Genomic DNA, 22,836 nt, shown 5'->3' on the forward strand with positions numbered 1-22,836 from the left:
TCAGGTCAGTTCGCGAATATAGCCCTGCAACTGATCCCGGGTCCGTTCGAGATCCGGCAAATACGTCAGTAACTGGTCCAGAGATTTGCGTGTTTTCGGGCAGTGGCAAAACAGGGATGCCAGAAATTTGCCGTCGGCAGATTTGACCGGAATCGCCACCGCCACCAGTCCGTCGATAAATTCTTCGTTATCCACACTCACCTGACGTCCGCGGATGACTTTTAATTCCTGCTCCAGGGCATCGTGGTCGGTATGGGTATTCTTGGCCAGCTTGGTCATCTCCAGCTGGCCGATAATGCGTTCTCGCTGCGTCTTGGGCAGCGAGCTCAGAAACAACTTACCGCTGGCGGTTGCCCAGATCGGGGTTTTCATCCCGATGGGGAGGACAATCTGCAGCGGCCAGTTGGTCTGAATCCGTTCGTGGTACACCATGTCATGGCCGTCCGGAATCGCAATCCCACAGGTTTCTTTCACGCGCCGCGACAAGCCGTGCAATATTGCCTGAAGTTGTGCTTTCCGCTCATTGTTACTGTTCAGGTTGAGGGCAATACGCTTGAGTTCGGCACCGGGGTACACGTTGCCGCGTTCATCGGCCGTCAGAAACGTTTCGTCATCGAGTTGCTGAACCAGACGGTGATAGGTGGGTTTTGGGATCTCAGAATGGAAAATCAGCTCCGGCAGCGGAACCGGCTGTTCCTGTCTGGCGCTTTGGGTAATGATTTCCACAATGCGACTGACGGCGTTGGCTTTGTTTTCCATGAGCTGAATCCTGTTTCTGCTGTTTTCAGCGATTATAGCGGGTATGCGCATACGCTAAAAGTTTGATTTTACAGCGAGCCAGAGAAAAAGCTGTCTGCTTTGCCGCTGAACGGAGCGGGCAGCACAAAGGTGCAGCCAGAAAGTGGTTGCTCACTTCTGTCTTGCTCCGACATGCCATACCAGCCCGTGGTGACAAACAGCATGTCGAGCCTGTCTCCGCCAAAGGTGCACCGGGTCGCGTGTTTAACCGGCAATTCTTCCAGGTGAATGCAATGGCCTTGCGGGTTGTAGACACTGACCGCGCCTTTGTTCCAGTGGCACACATAAAGGTTCCCGTGTGCATCTGTGGTCAGTCCGTCGGGCAGGCCTTCTTGTTCCGGCAACTGAATCAAGACACGTTTATTCAGCACAGCAGTCCAGTCATCACTCATCTGCAGCTCAATTACCTGCCCGCGGAACATGTTGGCCACGTAGGCGCGTTTCAATGTGGCGTTAAACGCGATGCCATTGGCCACGGCATAGTCGCTATCGATCTGGCTGATGCGATGGGTGCCTGCCTCATACCGGTACAGACAGCCATCGGCTTGCTCCAAATGGGCTTCATTCATCGAGCCAAACCAGAGATCGCCGTTCGGGCAGTTGACTGCATCGTTCAGCCGGATGCCGGGCAGCCCTTCGGTCGGGTCGGCGATAAACTCAAAGCCAGTGAAATCTGCCTGGCAGCGGTATAAACCGGTTTTGGTGGCGGCGAGCCAGCCCGAGCGCGCTGGGGCAATGGCCGTGACTGCAACCGGCACTTCGGTGGCGCGATGGGTTTTTGTTGCCAGAGAATACTGGTGGATGCGGTGATCTTCGGTATCGACCCAGAACAGGGTCTGCGCTGAAGCCAGCCAGATTGGCGACTCGCCAATTTCGCAAGGGATGTGACAGAGGGTTTGAATGAAGGGATTGTTCATGATTAATCTCTCATAATGATATTTTATGTATCAATATAGATTAATTGTTGCGCATGTGAACAGATGGTGTTGCAAAAACAAAACCCTGCTCACAGAGCAGGGTTTGGGTGGTCATGTTGCGTTTGAACGCATTACCAGCGGTAATTCAGGGTGGCAATCACACTGCGCTCTTCACCGTAGTAACAGTAGTAGTCACAGCTGGACACATAGGTTTCGTCAAACAGGTTGTTGACGTTCAGCTGAGCCTGCCATTGGTTGTTGATGTTATAGCGCGCAACGGCATCTACCAGGGTATAGGACGGCACGGTTCGATTGCTGCTGGCCGGGTTGTCGACGGTTTCACCGTTATAACGAACACCACCGCCCAGCGTCAGGCCTTGTAACAGCTCTGTGGTGAAGTCATAGTCCAGCCAGGCTGATGCGGCGTGACGCGGTATCAGAGCGGCTCGCTGTTCTTTGCCTTTACCATAGGTTTCGTCGGTCCGTGCATCGGTATAGGTGTAGCTGGCAGTCAGTTTCAGGTTATCTGTCAGGTAACCAATACCTTCGACTTCCACACCCTGCGAGGTCGCCTCACCGGTTTGGGTTTTTACATAGGTAGCCGGATTCGTCACCAGCGCGTTTTTCTGTGTAATGTCGAACAAGGCAAGGTTCAGATAACCATCAATAAATTCTGGTGTGTATTTTACACCCACTTCGGTTTGCTGACCTTCAAGCGGTTTGTAAAGTTTGCCAGTCGCAGGATCCACTGTGGTCAGGACTTCAAATGATTCTGAGTAACTGACGTAAGGCGCGAAACCATTGCTGGCCAGATACATCAGACCGCCGTTCAGAGAGAGCTGGCTATCATCCCGCTTCTCTTTTGTACCGGACGTTTTATTGTTGTTCTCGGTTTTCACATAATCGTAGCGTCCGCCAAGCAGCATGACCCACTGTCCATCAAGCTTGATTTGGTGTTGTGCGTACAGACCCGCCTGCTCTTTACCAATGGTGCGTGAAGTCAGCGTACTTGGATCCACTGGCGTGAAGTTACCCGGTGTGTGATTGAAAATATCAATCGGACCACCAAAGGCGTAATCGTCTTTTTCTTTACCTTCGTTTTTATGGGTTTGGAGATCAAGACCCAGCAACAGTGTTTGTTCGGTACGGTCGGTGTAGAAGCGGCCGACAGTTTGTGTATCCAGACTGAAGCTGTCAACAGAGCCATCACGGTAGACCAAGCCTCGGTTATAAACGTTCGGGTCTATGATATTTCCATTCGAGTCAACTGCAGGTGCTGAGAAGACATAAGAACTGCGAAGCAGCATATCAATATGCCCGTAATTGGCATTTTGTTTCAGTGTCCAGGTATCGTTGAACTCGTGTTCAAGGGCATATCCAAGCGAGAATTGCGTTTTTTCATTGATGTCGTAACCGGGCTCACCCAAATTCGTGCTTGGATCCAGTTTGCCTTGCGGGGTATCGATCAGGCTACCATAAGCAGGGAAGAAGCCGTTGGTTGGCACGCCTTCATCGTCAATGATACTGGCTAATAAGGTCAGCGTGGTTCGGTCAGACAGATCCAGCGCTAAGCTGGGAGCCAGGTAATAACGTTGGTTGTATGTACCATCCAGCACCCCATCGCGCTCGTTGGCCATAGCGACAATCCGGTAACGCGCATCACCGTTTTCGTTGGCATAGTCAGAAATATCAATCCCGATTTGTTTGTGCGAGCGATTGCCAACCTGCAGATCGATTTCGCCTTGTGGCGTGTCGGTCGGACGCTTGCTGACCGCATTGATAACACCGCCCGGAGGTGCTTCACCGTACAGAATCGAAGCCGGGCCTTTGAGTACCTCGACACGCTCTATGCCGAAAGGTTCGAGCATCCAGCCGTAATAACCATCTTTAAACAAACGGTTACCATCGAGATAAGTGGCAGCATCAAAGCCACGCACTTTAATCCAGTCTGTGTCGTTGTCTGCGCCATAGGGTTGTGATGTCACACCAGCTCGGTAACGCAGGGCTTCGTCAACTTTCTGAACCTGACGAATTTCCAGTTCATCGCGGTCAACAACAGCTGCTGAACGCGGTGTTTCTTCTAAAGGTGTTTCCACTTTCAGTGCTGAAGCAGTCACCACCATGGTCTCAGGCTCAACATCCTGTACGCCGTTTGTTGTTTCATCGGCGAATGCCGGTAGGGCAACAGCAAATAAGGAAATCGGCAGAATACTTTTGTGGCAGATCTGTTTGATTGCCAGCCCAAGCGCACTTGGACTCGGCTTGAATAATTGTGTCATAACGCGGATACCCAAACGAATGTAAAACAAATACGAAGTAATAATTATTGTTATTTGCAATTATACTTACCGACTTCCCAGGGTATGTGATCTTAATCACCTTTTTGATGCGATGAGACAATTCTGCAGAATAAAAAAACATCCAGTATCATATTTTTGCTACAAAATACTGGACTTGATGCATAGGGAAATTGATGAGTTGCCGGAGGGATATTCCAGTTAATTAAACGACATAATTATTCAATTAGTTTAACTTGGTGTGCATTTTTGGGGTGTTTACCACATGTAATGCTGAAAAAATTCATACTTTGATGACAAAGTGTTCACAATTGGTATCGCTATCATTATATTGGTCCGACATACGAAGTAAACGGACTTGTCAGTTATGAATTTATCCATTGCAAGGAAGCTCAGAGTCAGCTTTTTCTTGTTGACTGCATTATTTTTAGCCGCAGCAATTATTCTTTATTTCCAGATCAATAAAGTGGAAAGCCATGCTTATTCACTCTTGAATGTGGATATTCCCACTGTGGATGCCAGCCGTTCAATCCAGCAAAATGCCGAATTCTCCTTGTCCAGTCTCCGGGCTTATATGCTGGCGGCAGATGAAGCGCGGCAGGAACGTTACCGTCAACAACTTGACGATGCGTTTACCAAAGTAGATGAAGAAGTCGCCCGTTTACAAGCGCATCTGAGTGAAGCGCAATTTCAGTTAGTGCAAGCCGACTGGGAAGCGCTGAAAGCCAGTGAAACAGCGGTGGCCGCCATGAGCCACACACCGGAAAACCTGCCCGCGCATACGTTATTGCAATCGGAAGCGGCGCCGCTGGCTGAAGTAGCGCTCGATCAGCTGCAGGGCATGCTGAACGAAGAAGAAAGTAATCCTGCTGGTGACGATCGCAAGCGGCTGATGAAGCTGCTGACAGATGCTTATTCGTCGCTATCTAACGGTCTGGGTGAATTGCGTGCGTTTTTGATCAGCGCCGATCAGGACAATCTGGACAAGTTCGAAGAGTACCTGCGGCATCATAACCGGGCGGTTTCTGAAATTAACCGCAAGCAGGACAGCCTGAGCGACAGCCAGAAAAGTCTCTGGTCGCTGTTTAAAGAAATGCAGAATATGTATTTGCCGATGGCGACAGACGTTGTGATGCACCGCCAGGCGCAGGACTGGAATAAAGCCAATTACCAGATGGAAACAGAAACCCTGCTTGCTGTCGAACAGCTGGCGCAAACCATTGAAACAGTGGTTCGCGAACAGCAGGTGATTGCGGCCGAAAGTGGGGATGCGATTCGCAGCAGCGTGCAGAAAGTGGTGGTGTTGCTGATTGCCACCAGTGTGATTGCCAGCTTAAGTTCTTTGTTTATTGCCACCTGGTTGGGGCGGGATATTGGTTCGCGCTTAAGCCGTGTCGTGACACGTGCGGAGGAAATATCGCACGGTAATTTCTCAGGTAAAGCGCTGGTAAACAAAGGCGCTGATGAAATCGCCGCGTTGATTGATGCGGTGAACCGCATGTCCGTTGCTTTGTCTGGCTTAGTCACCGGGGTGTCGACCAAAGCGAACGCAGTGAATGCCAGCATGGATCAGTTGCTCGCTACCAATGCCGATACGGCAGGGGAAGTGAGCGATCAGGCGTCGCGCATTAACTCTGTAGCGACAGCGATCGAAGAAATGTCCGCCACGGCCCATGAAACAGCCCAGAATACTCAGGCTGCCTCAGACGATCTGGCTCACTCGGCTTCTCTGCTGGTGAACGGTGAGCAGGCACTGGATCAAAACCAGCAGACAGTGACAGAGCTGAATACCCTGGTGGCGCAGGCCAGCGACATGGTTCAGCAACTTAGGGCTGACAGTGATCGCATTGAACATGTGACAGAAGTGATTCAGGGGGTTGCCGAGCAAACCAACCTGCTGGCGCTGAATGCGGCGATAGAAGCGGCCCGTGCCGGTGAGTTAGGCCGCGGCTTTGCGGTTGTTGCCGATGAAGTCCGCCTGCTGGCCCAGCGTACCACTGAGTCGACCACAGAGATTAACGCGATTGTTGAAGCCCTGCAGGCGTCTACCCACCAGGTGGTCCAGGTGATTGAACAGAGTCAGTCTCTGGTTCAGGTGGGCACAGAGCATACGGCAACAGCCAATGAGATGCTCAAAGATACGGTTCGCTACATGGAGGTGGTGTCGCAGAAGGTGAGTGATATTGCGGTTGCGACTGAACAACAGTCGAATGTGTCGCAGTCTGTTGCTGAGCTGGTGCACCAGCTGTCTTCTTCTGCCGACGATGTGTCGGGCAATTGCAAGAATGCCAATCAGACCTCTCAGTCCATCAAATCCCAGGTGGATGAACTCAACAGCGCCATGCAAAAATTTGTGGTGTAGTCATTTCAGTGTTGAGTAAACGAAACCCGGCAACAGCCGGGTTTTTTAACCTTTGAAATCATCAGCGTGACATTTTTTTCTGCGAAGGAGAGTCTATCCGGGTCAGTCGCCGTCTATTCACGACGAGCACACAAACCACGCTTTGGCACTGGCCGTGATATAGGCTTCTTCGTGCCAGTCTAAGCGCTCTAAGGTTGGCGCGGTCCGGATATCACCTTTGTATTTTTCGGTCACCAGGACTCTGACTTTGCCATCAGTCGCATTCCGGACCGTGCCACGATAGGTGTAACCCAGCGTGCTGTTTCGCGGCCTTTCATACAGACAGACATTTTCACCCACACTGGTATAGATATGTTCGCTTTCTTCTGTCCAGGCCCCATTGGCTGCCGGTGCTTTGGTGGGCTCAATCAGTACAGTTGCTTCGGCGGGCGAATCAAACAGCTTACGTTCGGCAGTATACGGCTGATAACCCAGTACAATGGCCGAGTTCAACCATTCGTCATCCGGCGCGCCATCATTCTCGATCACTTTCAGCGTGACGAACGGACCGTCGAGACACAGATCTGCCCATTGATCTGTGCTGCTGATACTGGCTGAGAAGAAAGGAAATTCCTCGGCGGTATTGGTGTTGACGACGCACCAGGTGCCTGTCTCCTGATGATTCAATTGTCCCTCATTGAGATCACAGACCTGCCGGGCCAGATTCTGGAACTGTGCGATATCTTCCGCGGCCTGCTCAGGGCTGTTACTGCAATACCGATAGGTATAAGAGAAGGCGCTTTTCGGGTAATACTGCCCTTTGTCAACGACGGCACCGTTGGCGCGAACTTCATTTTCGTCAATGAAATCCTGTGCCGTGTCGTACATGCTGTAGTCACTGCTGAAACCCAGCGAAGATAAACTGCTGCATCCCGACAGCAATACAATGCCTGTAAAAGCGAAACACGCGCGTGAAAAGTGCTTTTGCATATCACCAACACCTATAACCCAAATACATAATTTTATGAAGTTAAGTATAGGTATGTACTCGAAAAAGTGAAGGAATACAGAGGCTAACAATGACGCGGTATCTTGAATAAGAAAGATGCCGCGTCAGTGGTGACCTGATGGGTGCGGAAGGGCTATTTAGCCAGCGCCTGATTCAGCCATTGATCGAAATGTGATTTCGGCAATGCGCCATTGAGGGTATCAACCAGTTTGCCTTCTCTGAACAGCATAATGGTCGGGATACTGCGAATGCGATATTGTGCCGCCAGCGCTTGTTGCGCTTCGGTATCAATTTTTACAAAACGCACCTGCCCGGTTCGTTCTGCCGCAACATCTTCGAAAATTGGCGCAAAACCCACGCATGGGTTACACCAGGGGGCCCAGAAATCAACCACAACGGGCTGTTCACTTTGCAGCACAGCCTGGAAGTTATCGGCGGTGCCTTCAAAGGGTTTTCCGTCGAGCAGTGCGTCTTTACATGCACCACAGACGGCTTTGTCATTCATGCGTTCTACGGGAATACGGTTCAGGCCCTGGCAATGCGGGCAGCGGGTCGTGATCGTTGACATCATCAATTTCCATCTGTCTCAATATGGGCTCAATGTACTGATTTTATGCCGCTCAGAAAAGAGGGAACAGGGCAATTATTGCAATAGATAAAAACGATGGTGAGATGATGAGAGGCTGGCAGTGCATGGCTAATGCAAGACAGCACATTAGCCATGATGAGATCGGTAGCATGTATTGTGGGCGCTTAGTGTAACAAACCCAGCTCTTTGGCTTCCTCAATGGTTAATCCGCATTCACGGATGTCACGCAGCATTTCAATACGGCGGCGTGCGGCAGCTTGTTGACGTTTATTAGCAGAAACTTTAGCAGATGATGCGGATTCGTCCTGCTGATCCCACTTGTTAGTGGCGTCAGCCATTTCCAGATATTCAAGTGAGTTGATAGACACAATTACCTCCTGAAAGCACTATGCGTCGAGATCAGGCATATCTTTATCAGAGCTTTCAGACAGCGTCAAAGCAAAGAAATTGCGCTTTGTGACCAAAGGCGAATTTGTGAGATGAAGTCGCGGGCAGGATAAAATACTGCTTTGACAGCGTCGATTTTCAGAGTATCTTTCGCCGTTCGAGCCGGTAAAAACACTGGCTGAATCATGCGCCATCCAAGTGCTAAAAAGCCAGTCCGGAGACTGGCTTTTGCATTTCTCAATCAGCCATAATCAGCGCAGTTGGTCAACGACTACGCGGACTGCGGCTAACATGTCCTGACCAAATGCCAGACTGCGTTCCGGCGACCAGCCATAAAAGGCATCCGGTTGCAGGTTGTGATCTTTAAACGGCATTTCAACGGTATACGCCAGACATTTAAATTGCTCACCAACCCAGGCTGTGCCCATGCTCAGATTGGCTTCGCCCGGTGCATCTTTGTCATAGCCATAGTCATCCTGAAATTCCGGTGTAATCGTCAGCAAGGCTTGTTTAAAGTTGTGTTCCAGCGTGGCGTGACGCTCGTCATAGGAAGGAATGCCTTCACAGCCAGCGACAAAATTGTATGGGATGGCTTCATCACCATGAATATCGAGGAACATATCAACGCCGGTTTCCAGCATGCGCTCCCGCACCAGGAAAACCTCCGGACTTTTCTCCATGCTGGGGGTCAGCCATTCACGGTTCAGGTTGATGCCGGCGGCATTGGTGCGCAGGTGGCCTCTGATGCTGCCATCCGGGTTCATGTTCGGCACAATGTAAAAGACGGCACGCTCTAGCAGCGCACGGCCGACAGTGTCGGTTTCATCCAGCAAGCGCTGCAGCAGCCCTTCCATGAACCACTCCGCCATGGTCTCGCCCGGATGCTGGCGCGCAATGATCCAGATCTTCTTCTTGCCTTCACCTGGCTCGCCGACCGTCAGCAGGCTGATGTCATTGTTATCGAGCGTGCTGCCCAGGGTTTCCAGTTCGCAGTTGAAGTTCATCTGAGCCTGATGCAGCAAATCCAGATGCCTGTCGTAGCTGTACGGGGCAAAGTAGGCGAAATACATGGAACGCTGTTCAGGAATCACCTTAAAGCGCAGGGTGTCACCGTCAAATTCAGCCGGAATGCGGAACCACTCTTCACGGTCATAAGATGCCACGACATCGTAATCTTTCCAGCCTTCCGGGTAGGCAGATTTCGCTAAATCCTGTAATTCGAAACCATGTTCAACCTGCGCCTGAGTTTCCAGACGAAAGTGAAACCACTGGTAAAAATCAGATTGGTTGTCTTTTTTGATTCGCAGCTGAATATCACCAGGCTGATCGGCTTTTACAACATCAATATTGCCGCTTTCGAAGTTACTGAAAATGTTCATCTCTCTAAACCTTGTAAGGTAAATGAAGGCAGAAGGTTAGCACAACTATAGCAAGAGCATAACCAGCCTGCTGTTTGCCGTGCTATTGTCAGACCGTTAAGCTAGGTGCACAGTAAAGTAACCACAGAGGTGGCAAGGTTGGGATTACATTATTCATCCCGGGCACTGATCGAAGTGCAGGGAAAAGTACTTCTGGTCAAACGGGTTGGGGAGGTATTCACGTTTCTTCCTGGCGGTCATGTTGATGCCGGAGAAGCGGCAGCACAGGCGGTTGCGAGAGAAATTCGGGAAGAAACCGGGCTCACCGCAGAGATCGGCGATCTGATCGGGATCGCTGAAAACGACTGGCAGGAAAATGGTCAGCATCAAACGGAAATCGCGCTGGTTTTTCGTGCCCGCATTGTCGGGATGGACGCGCCGGCAGCCATTGTTTCAAAAGAGCCCCATCTTGAATTTATCTGGGCAGACAAGTTACAACTGGACGCACATCAGCTTCACCCCGTTGCTCTGCGCGATATCATCTGTAATGACACGCGTCAGTATCAGGGATTTGTGGCGTCTGACTTAGCTTAAGCGGTGTTTATGACGCAAAAAGAGGGTTAAGTCACCAATAACCATTCCGCCTGGCGGCTTATTGAGCACTTGAACTTTTTTTACTTTACAGCACCGTCATCCCCACGTATGATTCGCCGCACTTACGGAGAGATGGCTGAGTGGTTGAAAGCACCGGTCTTGAAAACCGGCATACGTTAATAGCGTATCTAGGGTTCAAATCCCTATCTCTCCGCCACATTCGAAGAAACCGCTGAATTATCAGCGGTTTTTTTTCGCCTGAACTTTGGCAAGATGAGATAGGGTGAAGAAGCCTAGAAGGGGCGGACGGCGAGTCTTCAGCCGAGCGAAGCGAGACCACGTTGCCTTTAGGCAACGCCCGAAGGGGCGCGAGCTTGCTAGTGATAAATCCCCCCATGCCTTGTTTTGGCTCCGCCACATTCGAAAGCCTCGTCATCAGACGGGGACGCCTAGTCGGGGCTTTTTTTATTGGATTTCAGCTGATGTTTTCCGGGATTTGAAAATCCCTCTATACCTCATTCTGGCTCCACCACATTCGAAGAAACCGCTGAACTGTCAGCGGTTTTTTTTCGCCTGAACCTTGGCAAGATGAGACAGCAAGATGAGACAGCAAGATGAGATAGGGGTAAAGAAACCTGGACGAGATCTGCTCAGCGTTTCAGGCAGAGCCGAACCCCGATTCTCTAATCCTGTACTTCGTCTCAATAAGGGACAACGCCGACACCTGCGAATGGGTTTTACTCTATAGACAAGTCGATTTGATGACACGGGGTCCGGTCCGGGCCGCCGTGGTACGCCTGCGCCATAAACACTTGACGGATGAGTGAGTCGTCTGTGCATGTGGTTCAGGTCATGAATAACGCGGAGGCGGGTATGAGCCAGCTAGAGGCTGCATCCATTGATAAATTCAGGGTGCATTTTCAGGGGAAGGTGATCGTCCCCAAAGATGATGAATATGATGAGGTTCGGCAGATCTGGAACGCGATGATTGACCGTAAACCAGCGCTTATCGCGCGCTGTGTTTCGGCAGAATGTGTGCTTCAGGCGGTGAATTTTGCCCGTGAGCATGACCTGCTGCTGTCTGTGCGCGGCGGTGGACACAATATTGCAGGTAACGCGGTTTGTGATGGCGGGATCATGATTGACCTGTCATTGATGAAGGGTGTGCATGTGAACCCGAATACCCGAAAGGTGATGGTGGAGCCGGGCTGTACGCTGGGCGATGTGGATGCCGCGGTACAGAAATACGGCCTTGCGACTCCGTTCGGCATCAATTCAACCACGGGTGTGTCAGGCTTGACCCTGGGCGGTGGCTTTGGATGGTTAAGCCGTTTATACGGCATGACGATCGATAATTTACTTTCCGCCCATGTTGTCACTGCCAAAGGCACGCAGGTGAAAGCCAGCGAGACTGAAAACGCCGATTTATTCTGGGGCTTGCGAGGTGGTGGCGGTAACTTCGGCATTGTCACCAGTTTCGAGTTTCAGCTTCACCCGGTTGGACCGGATGTGTTGAGCGGGCTGATCGTCTTTCCGTTTGAGCAGGCCAAGTCCGTTCTGACGCAATTTGCCCGGTTTACCGAATCTATGCCAGAAGCGCTGAATGTCTGGATGGTGACCCGTAAAGCGCCGCCTTTGCCATTTTTGCCGGAAACGGTTCATGGTCGCGAGATGATCGCGCTGGCATTGTGTTATTTTGGCGACCCGGATGAGGGCGAGAAACTGATTGCGCCGCTGCGCAGTTTCGGAACACCCTACGGTGAGCACATCGGCGTACAGCCCTATGTGGCATGGCAACAGGCATTTGATCCTTTGCTTGCCCCGGGAGCAAGAAATTACTGGAAGTCGCACAACTTTACCCATTTATCGGATGATGTCCTGGAGGTGCTGATCGAGTTCGCCGGCAAGTTGCCCTCACCGCATTGCGAGATATTTATTGGCACCATTGGTGGTCAGACAGAAAAAGTCTCACCCGATGCCATGGCATACGCCAGTCGTGATGCACGCTATGTCATGAATGTTCACGGACGCTGGGAGACGGCGGCGGAAGATGAAGCCTGCATCGCCTGGGCACGGGAATTCTTCACCCAGTCACAACCATTCGCCAGTGCCGGGGCATACATTAATTTTCTGACTCAGGACGAAAGTGATCGGATTGCCTTCGCGTACGGTGAAGCCTACAAGCGTCTGGTGGCACTGAAAGCGAAATACGATCCCCACAATCTGTTCAGAATGAATCAGAATATCAAACCCGAGTAAACCAACGTTGCTGCAAGAAGAAGCATGAAGCCTGTCTGCGAGACCGCCCGAAGCGGTCTCGTTTGTCTCTTTCAGGCTCGTTTGCATCGTCTGATGAAAATTAAATCAGCATCACCAGCCCATGCAGGACAATCACCCCAGCAGTCAGTCTGCCACGTAAGGTCTGATATCCTTTAGGGTTCACTTCACCTTCTGTTTGCCGGATGAGCTTCTCGGCAAACCAGACGGCAACATAACCCAGCGCCAGTAAACCTATCGCGATAAGTGCATGTTTGTGGCCTTGCAGGATGGCCGCCCAGGCCAGCAGCACAAACAGATTACTCAATATCAGTGCGTTGCGGCTGAGTGTATGGGAGATATGGTCAATGGCATTGCCCCAGAGTATTCCGGAGAGAAAGCTCAGGATAACGGCACTGTAAGCAATGAACATCTGTTGCCCGGACAAGTTAAACAGGGGGATGTCAGCAACAGCAAGCAAGGCGGTGACGACAAACGGGATCAGCCCTAAATACCCGAGTTCTTTCATGATGGTGTTGGATTCTTGCATGAGCCAATCCTATATAACAAGCATGAGGTAAGCGCTTACCTTGTTGTATTGACTATAGCTTCTGGAAATATCTCTCGCCAAAAGCAGTGGTGTCTTTTGGCGAGAGAGCCTGAGCAGAATATGCTCAGTATTTGATTTTCGAATACTTGCCAGTGAATCATTTAATTTCAGAGTACTCAGAACAATACGTATAGTGTCGGTTTATCCTGAGTAATGATTCCCGAAATCGTCACACGTAAGTAAAAGGCGCAGTATGAATCCATTTTTATCGCAAGCTATCTTATTGGCAGAGAAGAACGTGAAAGAAGGCGGACGGCCCTTTGGCGCGGTCGTTGTCAAAGACCAACAAGTGATTGCGACAGGGGTAAACCGGATGCAGGCCGAGTGTGATCCGACGGCTCACGCGGAGCTGCTGGCGCTGCGTGAGGCGGGTAAAGCGCTCAAATCCCCCCGGCTGGATGGTTGTCAAGTATATGCCAGCGGTCAGCCCTGCCCCATGTGCTTAGCCGCGATGCGCATGTCCGGCGTGACAGAGATAGTGTTTGCTTACTCTAATGAACAGGCGGAACCCTTTGGCTTATCGACCGCCGCGATTGCCCGTGAGTTGTCTGCGCCTGTTGAACAGCAAAACTGGGCGGTGATCACGCATCAACCTGACCCGGCTGCCGTTGAAGCTGAGCACCATCTGTATCACCAGTGGCAGGCAGCTGACTCACTTCCTGATACACAGCCATGATACCGGCTGCCAGATATTCCCAGCTTCGTTCAGGCTGGATAATACTCGTACTGATTGTCTTAATCGGGCTGAACCTCAGACCCTTCCTGGTGGCTCCCGGTCCCATTCTGAACACCATTATGTCTGAGTTGGGCATGACGGTATATTCAGCGTCGCTACTGACCCTGTTACCTATGCTGCTGATGGGCGTTGGTGCATTTGTTTCTCCCGGACTTCAGGCTGCCTGGGGAACCCGGAAAGGGATGTGCATTGCCCTGATGCTCCTGTTCCTCGGAAGCTTGTTACGGACTTGGGTCCAGGACGGCGTGACGCTCATCTTCACGGCTGTGTTGTGCGGCGCGGGCGTGGCATTTGTACAGTCAGCCATGCCCGGCTTGATTAAATCCTCGTTTCCCCGTCAGGTGGCGCCCATTACAGGTGTGTATTCGGCTTGTCTGATGGTGGGTGGTGCACTGGGTGCTTACAGCATCCCGCATCTCATGGAAACTGGATTGAGCTGGCGTCAATCGTTAGGGCTACTGGCTGTACCTGTCTTTATCGCGATGCTGGTGGGCTGGCGTTATTTAGCCGGGGTACAGGCAAACCGACCGACGATGACGCAAGTTCGTGTTTTGTTGCATCGCCCCCGCACCTGGTCGTTGATGCTTGCCTTTGGCTTGATCAATGGTGGTTATTCCACACTGGTCGCCTGGCTGGCACCTTATTATCAGTCACTGGGCTGGGAACGCGCGACAAGCGCAACACTGATTGTGGTGTTGTCTGTTTGTCAGGCGCTCAGCGCCGTGGGACTGCCGGTACTGGCAAGAAAGCAAACGGACAGGCGACTGTGGCTGATACTGACGCTGGTGATGCAGGCCACTGGGTTTTGTGGCCTGGCGCTCTGGCCGAGCGAGATGGCGATGTTATGGCTCGGCATGTGCGGGGCAGGGCTGGGAGGCAGTTTTTCATTGATCATCGTGACGGCGTTAGACCACAGCAAGGCCCCTGAAGAGGCGGGCACACTGGCCGCGCTGATGCAAGGCGGCGGGTTTATGATTGCTGGCCTGACTCCCTGGATAGTTGCCTTATTCAATGATATGACAGGCTCGTTTGTGTCTGGCTGGCTGTTGCATTTGGGTCTGGTCATGATCACAGCTTGCCTTTACTGGCGGTTTAATCCGCAATATTACGATCAGGTGATGCAGCCTGTGGTTGCGGGTCAACGATGATCACAGTGCCGGACTCCGGCACAAAACCCGCAACTGGGTCTATGGACAACAGCGTCATTTCCCGGAGACTCAGCTACAGTTATTTTTACAGCAAAATTTGACGGTTCAGGCAATTGGAGAGAGGCCAGGCATGGCACGAAGAAACTTTCCTGCAGGATGTGTTCTACCGTCATTGAACTATCGCATTCATTCAATGGAGAAAAGTAATGAAAGTTCTGTATTCAACACAAGCAACATCGACTGGCGGCCGTGACGGAGCATCGGAGTCAGCGGACGGTAAACTGAAAGTAAAACTCAGTACACCTACGGAACTGGGTGGCCAGGGTGGAGACGGCACGAACCCGGAACAGTTATTTGCGGCAGGCTATTCCGCCTGTTTTATCGGCGCAATGAAATTTGTCGCGGCGCAGGACAGTATCAAATTGCCAGGCGAACCAAGTGTGACAGCACAAGTGGGTATTGGTGAAAATCCTGCCGGTGTTGGATTTGCGATTGATGTTGAATTGCACATTTCACTGCCGGGAATGGATCGCGAAGCGGCCACCCAACTGGCTGAGAAAGCCCATCAGGTCTGCCCTTACTCAAATGCAACGCGCGGCAATGTGCGGGTAGAGCTGGTGATCAAATAACAATCTTCGTACGGTAACGTATTACGATGACTTTTAAAGGGCTTCTACAGCCCTTTTTTGTTGTGCTCGCTACACAGTGAATCAGCTGAGGTTCAGTAAACCTGCGTCAGATTTGTGTTTAGATCGTATTGAAAACAGCGATGCTCAGAGAATCTCTAAATCTGGCTGACAGTGGCTCTGAAAAATAGGTTAAAGAAGCAAACGAGCGCTTTGAATATTAAAAAACCTTCAGCGTGAAAGGCTGCACTGCTACATGAATTCGGTGAATCTGAATGTTCATTATTTATTTGTGTGATTCATAGAGATGGTTTCAATTTTCTTAGCTGAAGATCGAGCTTGTAATTCTGCTCTTGAAACCGCTCTTTCTTGATCTCGTAGTGCTGAGATACTTCTTCAGACTGTAGTGGTCAAGCAAGACTAGGCATCTCATTAAGCGATTTTCGATTTCCCAGTGACCTCGGACTGCATCAGCAAAACGCTCGGGGGTTAGCACCGCAGAGCTAATGTAGTAGCGGTACTCCAGCAACTCTTTCCCAGTTGAGTCAATACGATAGCCAATAGCAACACCGATGCTTTGAAGCCCTTTCCAATCAGGGAAATCTGTCGTCAGCTCCTGCGCTGACATGACATGGTACTCGCGCGCTTCAATACGCCCATGTCTGCGCTTGATGTCACACGCTGAGCTTTTTTCGAGCAATGACGCCAATACTTTTTGTACCGCTTTAGCCAGGCTTTTTTGGGTGCCTTTGACTGCCAATAGGTAATCGCCACCTTGCTCAACTACCTGCTTGGCGATATCGGTTTGACAACTCATCGCATTGATAGAGACAAGACAACCTTTGATATCTAACAGCTTGAGCAGCTCAGGGATGGCGTTGATTTCATTGGACTTATCTTGGGTTTTAACTTGTCCCATGACAACGCCGTTGGCTGTCGCAAAAGCACTGACCATGTGGAGCGTTGATTGCCGATCTTCTCGGTTGTAGGAGCTGCGTAACACCTTGCCGTCAATAGCAATAAGCTCGCCATTCGAATGGACGTTGGTTGCCTGCATCCATTTTAAAAAGCAATCTTGAAACTGGTCAGGTTCAATGGAATAAACAACCCTGGCAATAGTGCCATGGACTGGGATGACCTGGCGAAAAAGTCCTTGTCCTGTAGTCAATCGAGGTGAGCTTCGCCAAAGTCTTCGATATCTTCCCAGCCCTCCATGCCTGCAATAGTGGCGCATACGGTCAGAAACAAAATGTCGAACAGTGGGTACGATATTTTTGCTGACTGTCGTGGGTCTTGAATAACTGAAAAGAATTGAGAAAAAGCATCGATACGCATCAGGAACTCCCGTAAAAATGGGAGTATATGATCACAGCCAGCCCTGATCGTCAAACTGATCTATTTTGTTCAAAAAACGTTCGTGATCTTGCCCTGATTAATCAGCTGGTTGACGAGTTTACTTGGGTACTGGCGTGTCTGACATGTATTCCCTCAATTCCCTGGTTAGATGATCCGACCTTGCTACGTGAGAAAATCAGCAGGGAAATTCAGGATGCTGAAAAGCGACTGCTTCTTGCAAACACAGACAGGGCCTCGTTGTTGGTGATGCGTTATTGTGTTTGTGCCGCCGTTGATGAAGCGGTTTACAGTCAGGAATGGGGGGAGAAAAGTAACTGGAGCACACACAGCCTGCTTGCTGAGTTTCATAATGAAACGTCAGGTGGTGATAAATTCTATACGATTCTGGACAGGCTGAGACAAGATCCCAAACGTTACAGACAACTGATCGAGTTTTTATACTTCCTGTTGCAGGTTGGTTTTAAAGGGAAATTCGGGCGTGTCGAACGAGGCAATGAAAAAATTGCGGATATAGCCGAAACCATCTATCAGTTGATCAAAGAAGACCGACTGCAGGATCAGGAAAAGTTACAGTTAGTCAATTTAAAAGCGGCTGTGATTAGCCGTCCTTTGAAGCGAGTGATCGCACCCAAATTGATTATTGGCGTGACACTGGCTTTACTGGTCGGGATGTACTCCGCGACGTATTGGATTATCGATTTTAAATTTAATCAACTGGTTGGCTGAGCCGTTAAGTTTACTTTGCGATCATGAAATGATTCCCGCATGAAACATCGAAGATGCGACAGCGCATGTTTTATCCGGCGACGTCGGTGACCAGTAAATATACATCTGCCGCAGGCAGGAAGTGAGTGGCTGTTTTCTTTAGGGGATTCACGATGCGGAATGTCAAATACAGCCACTTCATTTTCGAAATAGTAAAGGGTTCAGGTTTCCTGGTGAGTGGGAGTTAAAACTCGATTAGCACTGAACAAAAAACACACCCAGCTTGTTGTTATCCGGGTCCCTGAAATAAGCGGCAAACACGCCAGGCTTACGCTCGCCGGGCTCTCCTGCATCTGTCCCACCCAGCTCAAGGGCTTTTTGATAAATGGCTGTGACCATATCGGGAGAATTGGCCTGCAGGCCAATCATGCTGCCGTTACCGCTGGTGGCGGTTTGTCCGTTATGCGGGGGGCCGATGGCAATGCCCACACTTTCGTTTTGGGTTTGCCATAAGACAGAACGCTCGGTTTTCATGGTCTTTTTAGCGCCAAATAACATCAGCAGTGCGTCGTAGAAACGTTCAGCTCTGGGTAAATCATTCGTGCCTAACAGTACATGACTTATCACGCGAATTTTCCTCCTGGCCAAGTGAGAGCAGGTATCAAGTTTACGAGGTAAGTCTGGTTTAGATAGCAAACCTGTCCAGTTTATCGGCGATAAATTGTGCAACGCATCAATGAATCAGCTGATAAGTCTATCATCACGATATCACGGACCGTCTGGCGGTCAGTGTGCTCCGACGTCTGCGTCTGAACAACAAAGTAAACGGCAGGGTAAGCAAAATATTGGCGGCTAATCCCAGCATGACGCCAAACATCAGGCCATTGAGCGAAAGTGGAATGCCGGGCTTGAAATGGACGAGAGTTTTTTCTAACCAGTCAAAGCGTGCAGGTGCGAACATGTACACTGATTTTTCAATCAATGTGCCATGCTCAAAAATGATCATACCGGATTTCAGATCTTCGTACTGGCTCAGGGTTGCTTGTTTTTGTAAGGCGTCTGCTCTGACACTGGCTTCCGTATTTGCCAGATGTTGTTCAATCATCGCATTGACGTCCGGATAACCGTATTGTCTGGCGGTGTTCTCGTAGCCATTAACCTGCCATTGTGTGGCTTCAGATAATCCTGCGAGATATTGCTGATAGTGATCGGCCAGTAAAGGCACCTGAAGCGCCGCGATCAACATGATGCCAAACAGCAATTTATCAACAATTCTTCCTACCAAGGGATGTTCCTTTTTCGGTTAAAGTGGCGCAAAGCGATCTTTGGCTCACCTGGTCTGTTCCAGCCTCGTCTGTTATAGCTGATTCCCCGGCGAGATTGTTAATAGTAAAGCGTGCGCTGTGCTCATCGTCACAAGTCAGCCCGGATCGGGATTGACTGGTTTTTTGATCACGAACCCGCGCTCAATGCCCGACTGAAATCCGATTTTCTCATAAAGTTGGTGTGCCTCAGGCCGGTTTTCTCCAGAGAGCAGCATGACTTTATAGCATCCCATCTCCCAGGCCAGCGACAGCGCTTTTTCAATGACTTTCCGGCTCAGTCCCTGCCGCCTGTATGGTGCCGAGGTCACCACATGCTCAATGATGCCAAAAGGCTGACCGCCATTCGTCAGGGTCGGCACCAGGCCAAGCTGACAGGTCGATGCCAGCCTCCCATCAATCTCAGCAACAATGATTTCGGTGTGCGGACTGTTCAGTAGTTGCTGCCAGCATTCCATCGCTTGCGGGCCAGGGAGTGTGGCGTCATGCGGCCGCAGTTCTGCGTAGAGCTCAAGCAGGCCTGCTAAGTCGCTGGTCTGACAGGACCGGATAATTTCCACGGCTATTCTCCTTTACCTGAAAGCGGATCGGTAAGGCTATTGCCAGTCAGGGCTAGGGGGCGCACTGGGATGAACCGCACACAGCCCTTTCCAGTCTTCAAGATCTTGTTCTGGTTTTTCTTGTCGGAATTGTGCGTAAAGGGCGATTCCTTGCTGATCTTCCAGAATATCAACCTGAATGCCTTTTTCCCGTAACAGGTTTTCGTTCCCTGAGGCATTGGTCACATCGCCGACGACAACCCGCTGGAATCCACGCATGTATAAGAGCGTCGCGCAGATGTCGCAAGGACTCAGGCTGGTAAACAAGGTGGTCTGGCTGAAATCTATCCGGCCAGCATCGCGTATCGCAGAGGTTTCACCGTGGTTGTACGGGTGATCTTCCTGAACCAGCGTGTTGTGGCCTTTACCGACTATGTGTCCGGTCTGGTTATGGATGATCACCGCTCCAATCGGACAGCCCCCTTCGTCGTAGCTTTTTTGTGCCAGCAGGACAGCAATGCGCATGTAGTCAGCATCGGATAATTTGCTTACGAAATCCTGGTCCATGAGCACAGGCAAACTGGTCGTTGGCATATGGGCGATCGCGCAAAGCGCGGCTTCATTGATATCTGAGTGCTGATTCAGCAGGGTCGTCATAACCATCTCTCTGTTCCAAGATTGAGTTTCGAAAGTATAACTCTGATTTTGCAGATTATTTCAGTTCATTTATTGCTCATTTGCTCGGGCTCACATTATTGGACAATGCGAAAGTTTTGATGGCGAGTTTTTTGGACGCGCTGACTTTGTCACATGGAGCAATGCGCGAAAAAATGGAAGAGTACTGTGAAAGCAGGCTAGCCGGTGAGGGGCAATTAAAACACACATCGGCTTTGAATATGATTAAGTCAGGCATGGTTCGGGTATGGTTGTCATTGAAATGTTAGGGTTATATTGACGTGGCTTGATTTGTCATCATTTCAGGATGAAACGCTAAAGGGGAAGTGGACAGTATTTATGGTTTTCTCAATATTGGCAATGAAAACACACCAATGATTCTGTGCGTAAACTGAAGCTAATAAAAAGAAGGTGATTTTATTTGTTTATCTTTGTTTGCAACCTTTAAAGAAGGGAAAGTAAAGGTCTTGCATAAGTCATTAAACTTCATGTGTTTTTATTGTTTCATCTGATTTCAGTAAATGAAATGTGATATCAGGCCTGAAATGTTGGAGTTTCATGTAAATGATTGTTTTTAATGGTTAATGCTGGGGTGGTGTTTTTCTTTGTCTGAAGGTCGTTTTTATTTTTCAGTGAACAAATACATTATTTACAATGTTAAAGGTAAATAATGATTTTAAGCTTTGTTATTGGTCTAAGTTTAGTGGCTATTTTAATTTTAATGAAATTCATTCGATACATTAATCTGTATTTTGTATTTTCACCATTGTTTTATTTTGATTTCTTTGCTTGATATTCTGCTTTTCATGTTTGATGAGCTTTTTTATTCTTGTTTTTAGTGGCGTGTATATGGTGGCCTATAGTTATCAATGCGAGAACAGTTGGCTATTGACATAATTTCGCATTACTGACCACTCTACGAATATTAATAAACAGGATACAGAATGATGAAAAGGAATCTGGTGTTTATTGCACTTGCGGGTCTTTTTATAAATAACGCACATGCAAATGACCTGAATAATTTTGTAAAAATGAATGAAGAAGCCACTTTTATTGAAGGCGACAATGTAGTTCATGTCCCGGAAGCCAATGAATATTCATTGCAACAAGACTACTCTTTGGCAGAAAGGGCGGCAGCGATGGGGGCTGTAGCCGTCTCTGCCGATGGAACCCAATTTAAAGCTGATCTATCGGAAGAAACTCTGGCGCTCTTGGAGCAAGCGGTCAAAATTATGCAAGAGCAAGGATTTGACTCGAGTGTTTTCTCGACCGAGCCTCACGAAGCGACAGTGCCGGCACTTCCGAACGATGTGATATCACCACTGAAAGTAATCGGTGCGGATAATCGCGTAAAAGTGACGAATACAACGTCGGTACCGCATTTGTATAATGGCCGGATTGCTGTCAGGGCGGGAGCATACTTTGCTCACTTTATAGCCCGAAGAAAACTCTTGTCCGATAATCATCGCTCCAAGCAGCCTTTTTCAGTTTTACTTTTTGGCTTGGGGCGCCACAGTCACACTGTTTTAGCATGTTCATTACAAAACGCCTGAATAGCGCTATATTTTCAACCGCACCATCTAGGGTTATTCGTGAGCTATCTTCTTTTAAAACAACATCTAACACATAATGCTGGCTGTTCTCTATACGCCAATGCTGACGAATATAATGCCCGAGAAGCTTATGCTTTGGTGACAATGAACTCACGTAATAAGACGTTTCGACGCTACCTTTACCTTTGATAACACGATGCCGCTCCACGGCGATGATACTTCGAACCGTCGGCCACTTTTCTTTCAAATCGTCGGGTAAATTGGCCTTCAGCTGAAAAACATACCGCTCTTCTTTACGACCATGTTGCTCTTGAACAATTTCTGTAACAACTTGCTCTTTTTGTGCGTCGAATACCGCCTGAAACTGAGAAACAACGGCTTCACGAAGCTTTGGCTGGTTGTTTTTCACTTGAACGACAATGTGCGCTTTTTTCTCTGAAATTTTTTCGAGAGTTTCGCGCTGACAATGCAAAGCGTCGAGCGTGATGATACTTCCTTTTACATTAATTATATCAAGTAGTTGCCTCACAACACTGATTTCACCATTTTTGCTTTCAGTTGGCTTTTGGCTAAGGACTAAACCACGTTCAGTATCGTAGGCAGTGACGAGCTGTAAGGCGTTTTTCTTATCGCCACGATAGGCACCACGCAGTACCTTGCCATCAAAAGCGATGACTGGCTTGTTTTGAGTCGTTCGCTGGTCATTAATCCAAAGAGCGAGTGCTTCAAGTAATGACTCTGCCACCACCGAACGTAATATGCGAGCAATGGTATGTCGGCGCGGGATACCATGTGTAAACGGGCGGTACTTTCGCAACCAGTGAAGCTTCTCATCACCATAAGTTTCAATGTCTTGCCAGCCTTCACAACCTGATGTGATGGCACTGATAACAAGGAAGATGACATCAACAAGATCATGCTTTCGATTAATGTCAGAGCGGTTTTCTGTCACCACAGAAAGATATTCAATAAGGTTCAATTTCGTAGGCTAGTTAAGAGTTTACGTTTATTAGATCATAG

Annotated in this window: 20 protein-coding genes, 1 tRNA gene and 2 pseudogenes; 8 read left to right on the top strand and 15 right to left on the bottom strand. The window is 49.5% G+C overall.

The window, feature by feature from the left end; translation table 11 throughout:
* The 3 genes from LN341_RS18115 to LN341_RS18125 form a co-directional block, all read right to left on the bottom strand.
* Complete coding sequence (locus LN341_RS18115; RefSeq protein WP_234206499.1) at positions 1-759, bottom strand: IclR family transcriptional regulator; 759 nt, start codon at positions 757-759, stop codon at positions 1-3.
* Between the two features lie 68 nt (positions 760-827).
* Complete coding sequence (locus tag LN341_RS18120) at positions 828-1,715, bottom strand: SMP-30/gluconolactonase/LRE family protein (protein ID WP_234206500.1); 888 nt, start codon at positions 1,713-1,715, stop codon at positions 828-830.
* Between the two features lie 131 nt (positions 1,716-1,846).
* A complete protein-coding gene (locus LN341_RS18125) occupies positions 1,847-3,994 on the bottom strand; it encodes a TonB-dependent siderophore receptor (RefSeq protein ID WP_370643789.1) in 2,148 nt (715 codons plus the stop codon).
* Between the two features lie 385 nt (positions 3,995-4,379).
* On the opposite strand from LN341_RS18125, the gene LN341_RS18130 reads away from it, so the two are divergent.
* Positions 4,380-6,374 (top strand): methyl-accepting chemotaxis protein, encoded by a 1,995-nt coding sequence (locus tag LN341_RS18130; RefSeq protein ID WP_234206501.1) that lies wholly within the window; start codon positions 4,380-4,382, stop codon positions 6,372-6,374.
* 117 nt (positions 6,375-6,491) lie between these two features.
* Here the strand turns inward: LN341_RS18130 and LN341_RS18135 are convergent, their stop codons facing one another.
* The 4 genes from LN341_RS18135 to LN341_RS18150 form a co-directional block, all read right to left on the bottom strand.
* Positions 6,492-7,343, bottom strand: a complete 852-nt coding sequence (locus LN341_RS18135) for a hypothetical protein (RefSeq protein WP_046220077.1) — start codon at positions 7,341-7,343, stop codon at positions 6,492-6,494.
* A 152-nt stretch (positions 7,344-7,495) separates the two neighbouring features.
* The gene (gene trxC, locus LN341_RS18140; protein ID WP_046220076.1) at positions 7,496-7,930 is read right to left on the bottom strand and encodes a thioredoxin TrxC; all 435 of its coding nucleotides are present in this window, start codon (positions 7,928-7,930) and stop codon (positions 7,496-7,498) included.
* 185 nt (positions 7,931-8,115) lie between these two features.
* The gene (locus tag LN341_RS18145; protein ID WP_046220075.1) at positions 8,116-8,319 is read right to left on the bottom strand and encodes a hypothetical protein; all 204 of its coding nucleotides are present in this window, start codon (positions 8,317-8,319) and stop codon (positions 8,116-8,118) included.
* Between the two features lie 270 nt (positions 8,320-8,589).
* On the bottom strand, positions 8,590-9,717 hold the full coding sequence (locus LN341_RS18150) for a M14-type cytosolic carboxypeptidase (protein WP_046220073.1): 1,128 nt from the start codon (positions 9,715-9,717) through the stop codon (positions 8,590-8,592).
* Between the two features lie 138 nt (positions 9,718-9,855).
* Between LN341_RS18150 and LN341_RS18155 the strand changes: the two genes are divergently transcribed.
* The 3 genes from LN341_RS18155 to LN341_RS18165 all read left to right on the top strand — a co-directional run bounded on the left by LN341_RS18155 (position 9,856) and on the right by LN341_RS18165 (position 12,549).
* The gene (locus LN341_RS18155) at positions 9,856-10,290 is read left to right on the top strand and encodes an NUDIX domain-containing protein (RefSeq protein ID WP_234206502.1); all 435 of its coding nucleotides are present in this window, start codon (positions 9,856-9,858) and stop codon (positions 10,288-10,290) included.
* Positions 10,291-10,416: 126 nt separating this feature from the next.
* Positions 10,417-10,507 (top strand) — tRNA-Ser (locus LN341_RS18160).
* Positions 10,508-11,163: 656 nt separating this feature from the next.
* The gene (locus LN341_RS18165) at positions 11,164-12,549 is read left to right on the top strand and encodes an FAD-binding oxidoreductase (protein ID WP_234206503.1); all 1,386 of its coding nucleotides are present in this window, start codon (positions 11,164-11,166) and stop codon (positions 12,547-12,549) included.
* A 100-nt stretch (positions 12,550-12,649) separates the two neighbouring features.
* Here the strand turns inward: LN341_RS18165 and LN341_RS18170 are convergent, their stop codons facing one another.
* Positions 12,650-13,096, bottom strand: a complete 447-nt coding sequence (locus LN341_RS18170; protein WP_234206504.1) for a DUF3429 domain-containing protein — start codon at positions 13,094-13,096, stop codon at positions 12,650-12,652.
* 253 nt (positions 13,097-13,349) lie between these two features.
* On the opposite strand from LN341_RS18170, the gene LN341_RS18175 reads away from it, so the two are divergent.
* The 3 genes from LN341_RS18175 (at position 13,350) to LN341_RS18185 (ending at position 15,669) form a co-directional block, all read left to right on the top strand.
* The gene (locus tag LN341_RS18175) at positions 13,350-13,832 is read left to right on the top strand and encodes a nucleoside deaminase (RefSeq protein ID WP_234206505.1); all 483 of its coding nucleotides are present in this window, start codon (positions 13,350-13,352) and stop codon (positions 13,830-13,832) included.
* On the top strand, positions 13,829-15,040 hold the full coding sequence (locus LN341_RS18180; RefSeq protein ID WP_234206506.1) for a cyanate transporter: 1,212 nt from the start codon (positions 13,829-13,831) through the stop codon (positions 15,038-15,040). The genes LN341_RS18175 and LN341_RS18180 overlap by 4 nt, the downstream gene beginning before the upstream one ends.
* 206 nt (positions 15,041-15,246) lie before the next feature.
* A complete protein-coding gene (locus tag LN341_RS18185) occupies positions 15,247-15,669 on the top strand; it encodes an organic hydroperoxide resistance protein (protein ID WP_046220066.1) in 423 nt (140 codons plus the stop codon).
* A gap of 296 nt (positions 15,670-15,965) precedes the next feature.
* On the opposite strand, the pseudogene LN341_RS18190 reads toward LN341_RS18185, so the two are convergent.
* A pseudogene (locus tag LN341_RS18190) lies at positions 15,966-16,067 on the bottom strand (IS481 family transposase); the annotation flags it as partial.
* Between the two features lie 32 nt (positions 16,068-16,099).
* Positions 16,100-17,001 (bottom strand): annotated as a pseudogene (locus LN341_RS18195) (ISAs1 family transposase); the annotation flags it as partial.
* 27 nt (positions 17,002-17,028) lie between these two features.
* On the opposite strand from LN341_RS18195, the gene icmH reads away from it, so the two are divergent.
* Complete coding sequence (gene icmH, locus LN341_RS18200) at positions 17,029-17,748, top strand: type IVB secretion system protein IcmH/DotU (protein WP_234206507.1); 720 nt, start codon at positions 17,029-17,031, stop codon at positions 17,746-17,748.
* Between the two features lie 234 nt (positions 17,749-17,982).
* Here the strand turns inward: icmH and LN341_RS18205 are convergent, their stop codons facing one another.
* The 5 genes from LN341_RS18205 to LN341_RS18225 form a co-directional block, all read right to left on the bottom strand.
* On the bottom strand, positions 17,983-18,354 hold the full coding sequence (locus LN341_RS18205) for a VOC family protein (protein ID WP_234206508.1): 372 nt from the start codon (positions 18,352-18,354) through the stop codon (positions 17,983-17,985).
* Between the two features lie 133 nt (positions 18,355-18,487).
* Entirely contained in the window at positions 18,488-19,012 is a 525-nt protein-coding gene (locus LN341_RS18210; protein ID WP_234206509.1) for a DUF2937 family protein, read from the bottom strand.
* A gap of 135 nt (positions 19,013-19,147) precedes the next feature.
* The gene (locus LN341_RS18215) at positions 19,148-19,609 is read right to left on the bottom strand and encodes a GNAT family N-acetyltransferase (protein ID WP_234206510.1); all 462 of its coding nucleotides are present in this window, start codon (positions 19,607-19,609) and stop codon (positions 19,148-19,150) included.
* A gap of 36 nt (positions 19,610-19,645) precedes the next feature.
* Complete coding sequence (locus LN341_RS18220; protein WP_234206511.1) at positions 19,646-20,251, bottom strand: nucleoside deaminase; 606 nt, start codon at positions 20,249-20,251, stop codon at positions 19,646-19,648.
* Between the two features lie 1,443 nt (positions 20,252-21,694).
* Positions 21,695-22,795 carry an ISAs1 family transposase gene (locus LN341_RS18225; protein WP_234204133.1) on the bottom strand — a complete coding sequence of 367 codons (1,101 nt, stop codon included), beginning with the start codon at positions 22,793-22,795 and terminating at the stop codon, positions 21,695-21,697.
* Positions 22,796-22,836 lie beyond the last annotated feature (41 nt).

Source organism: Photobacterium sp. TLY01 (assembly GCF_021432065.1).
In the GTDB taxonomy this organism is placed as follows: domain Bacteria; phylum Pseudomonadota; class Gammaproteobacteria; order Enterobacterales; family Vibrionaceae; genus Photobacterium; species Photobacterium halotolerans_A.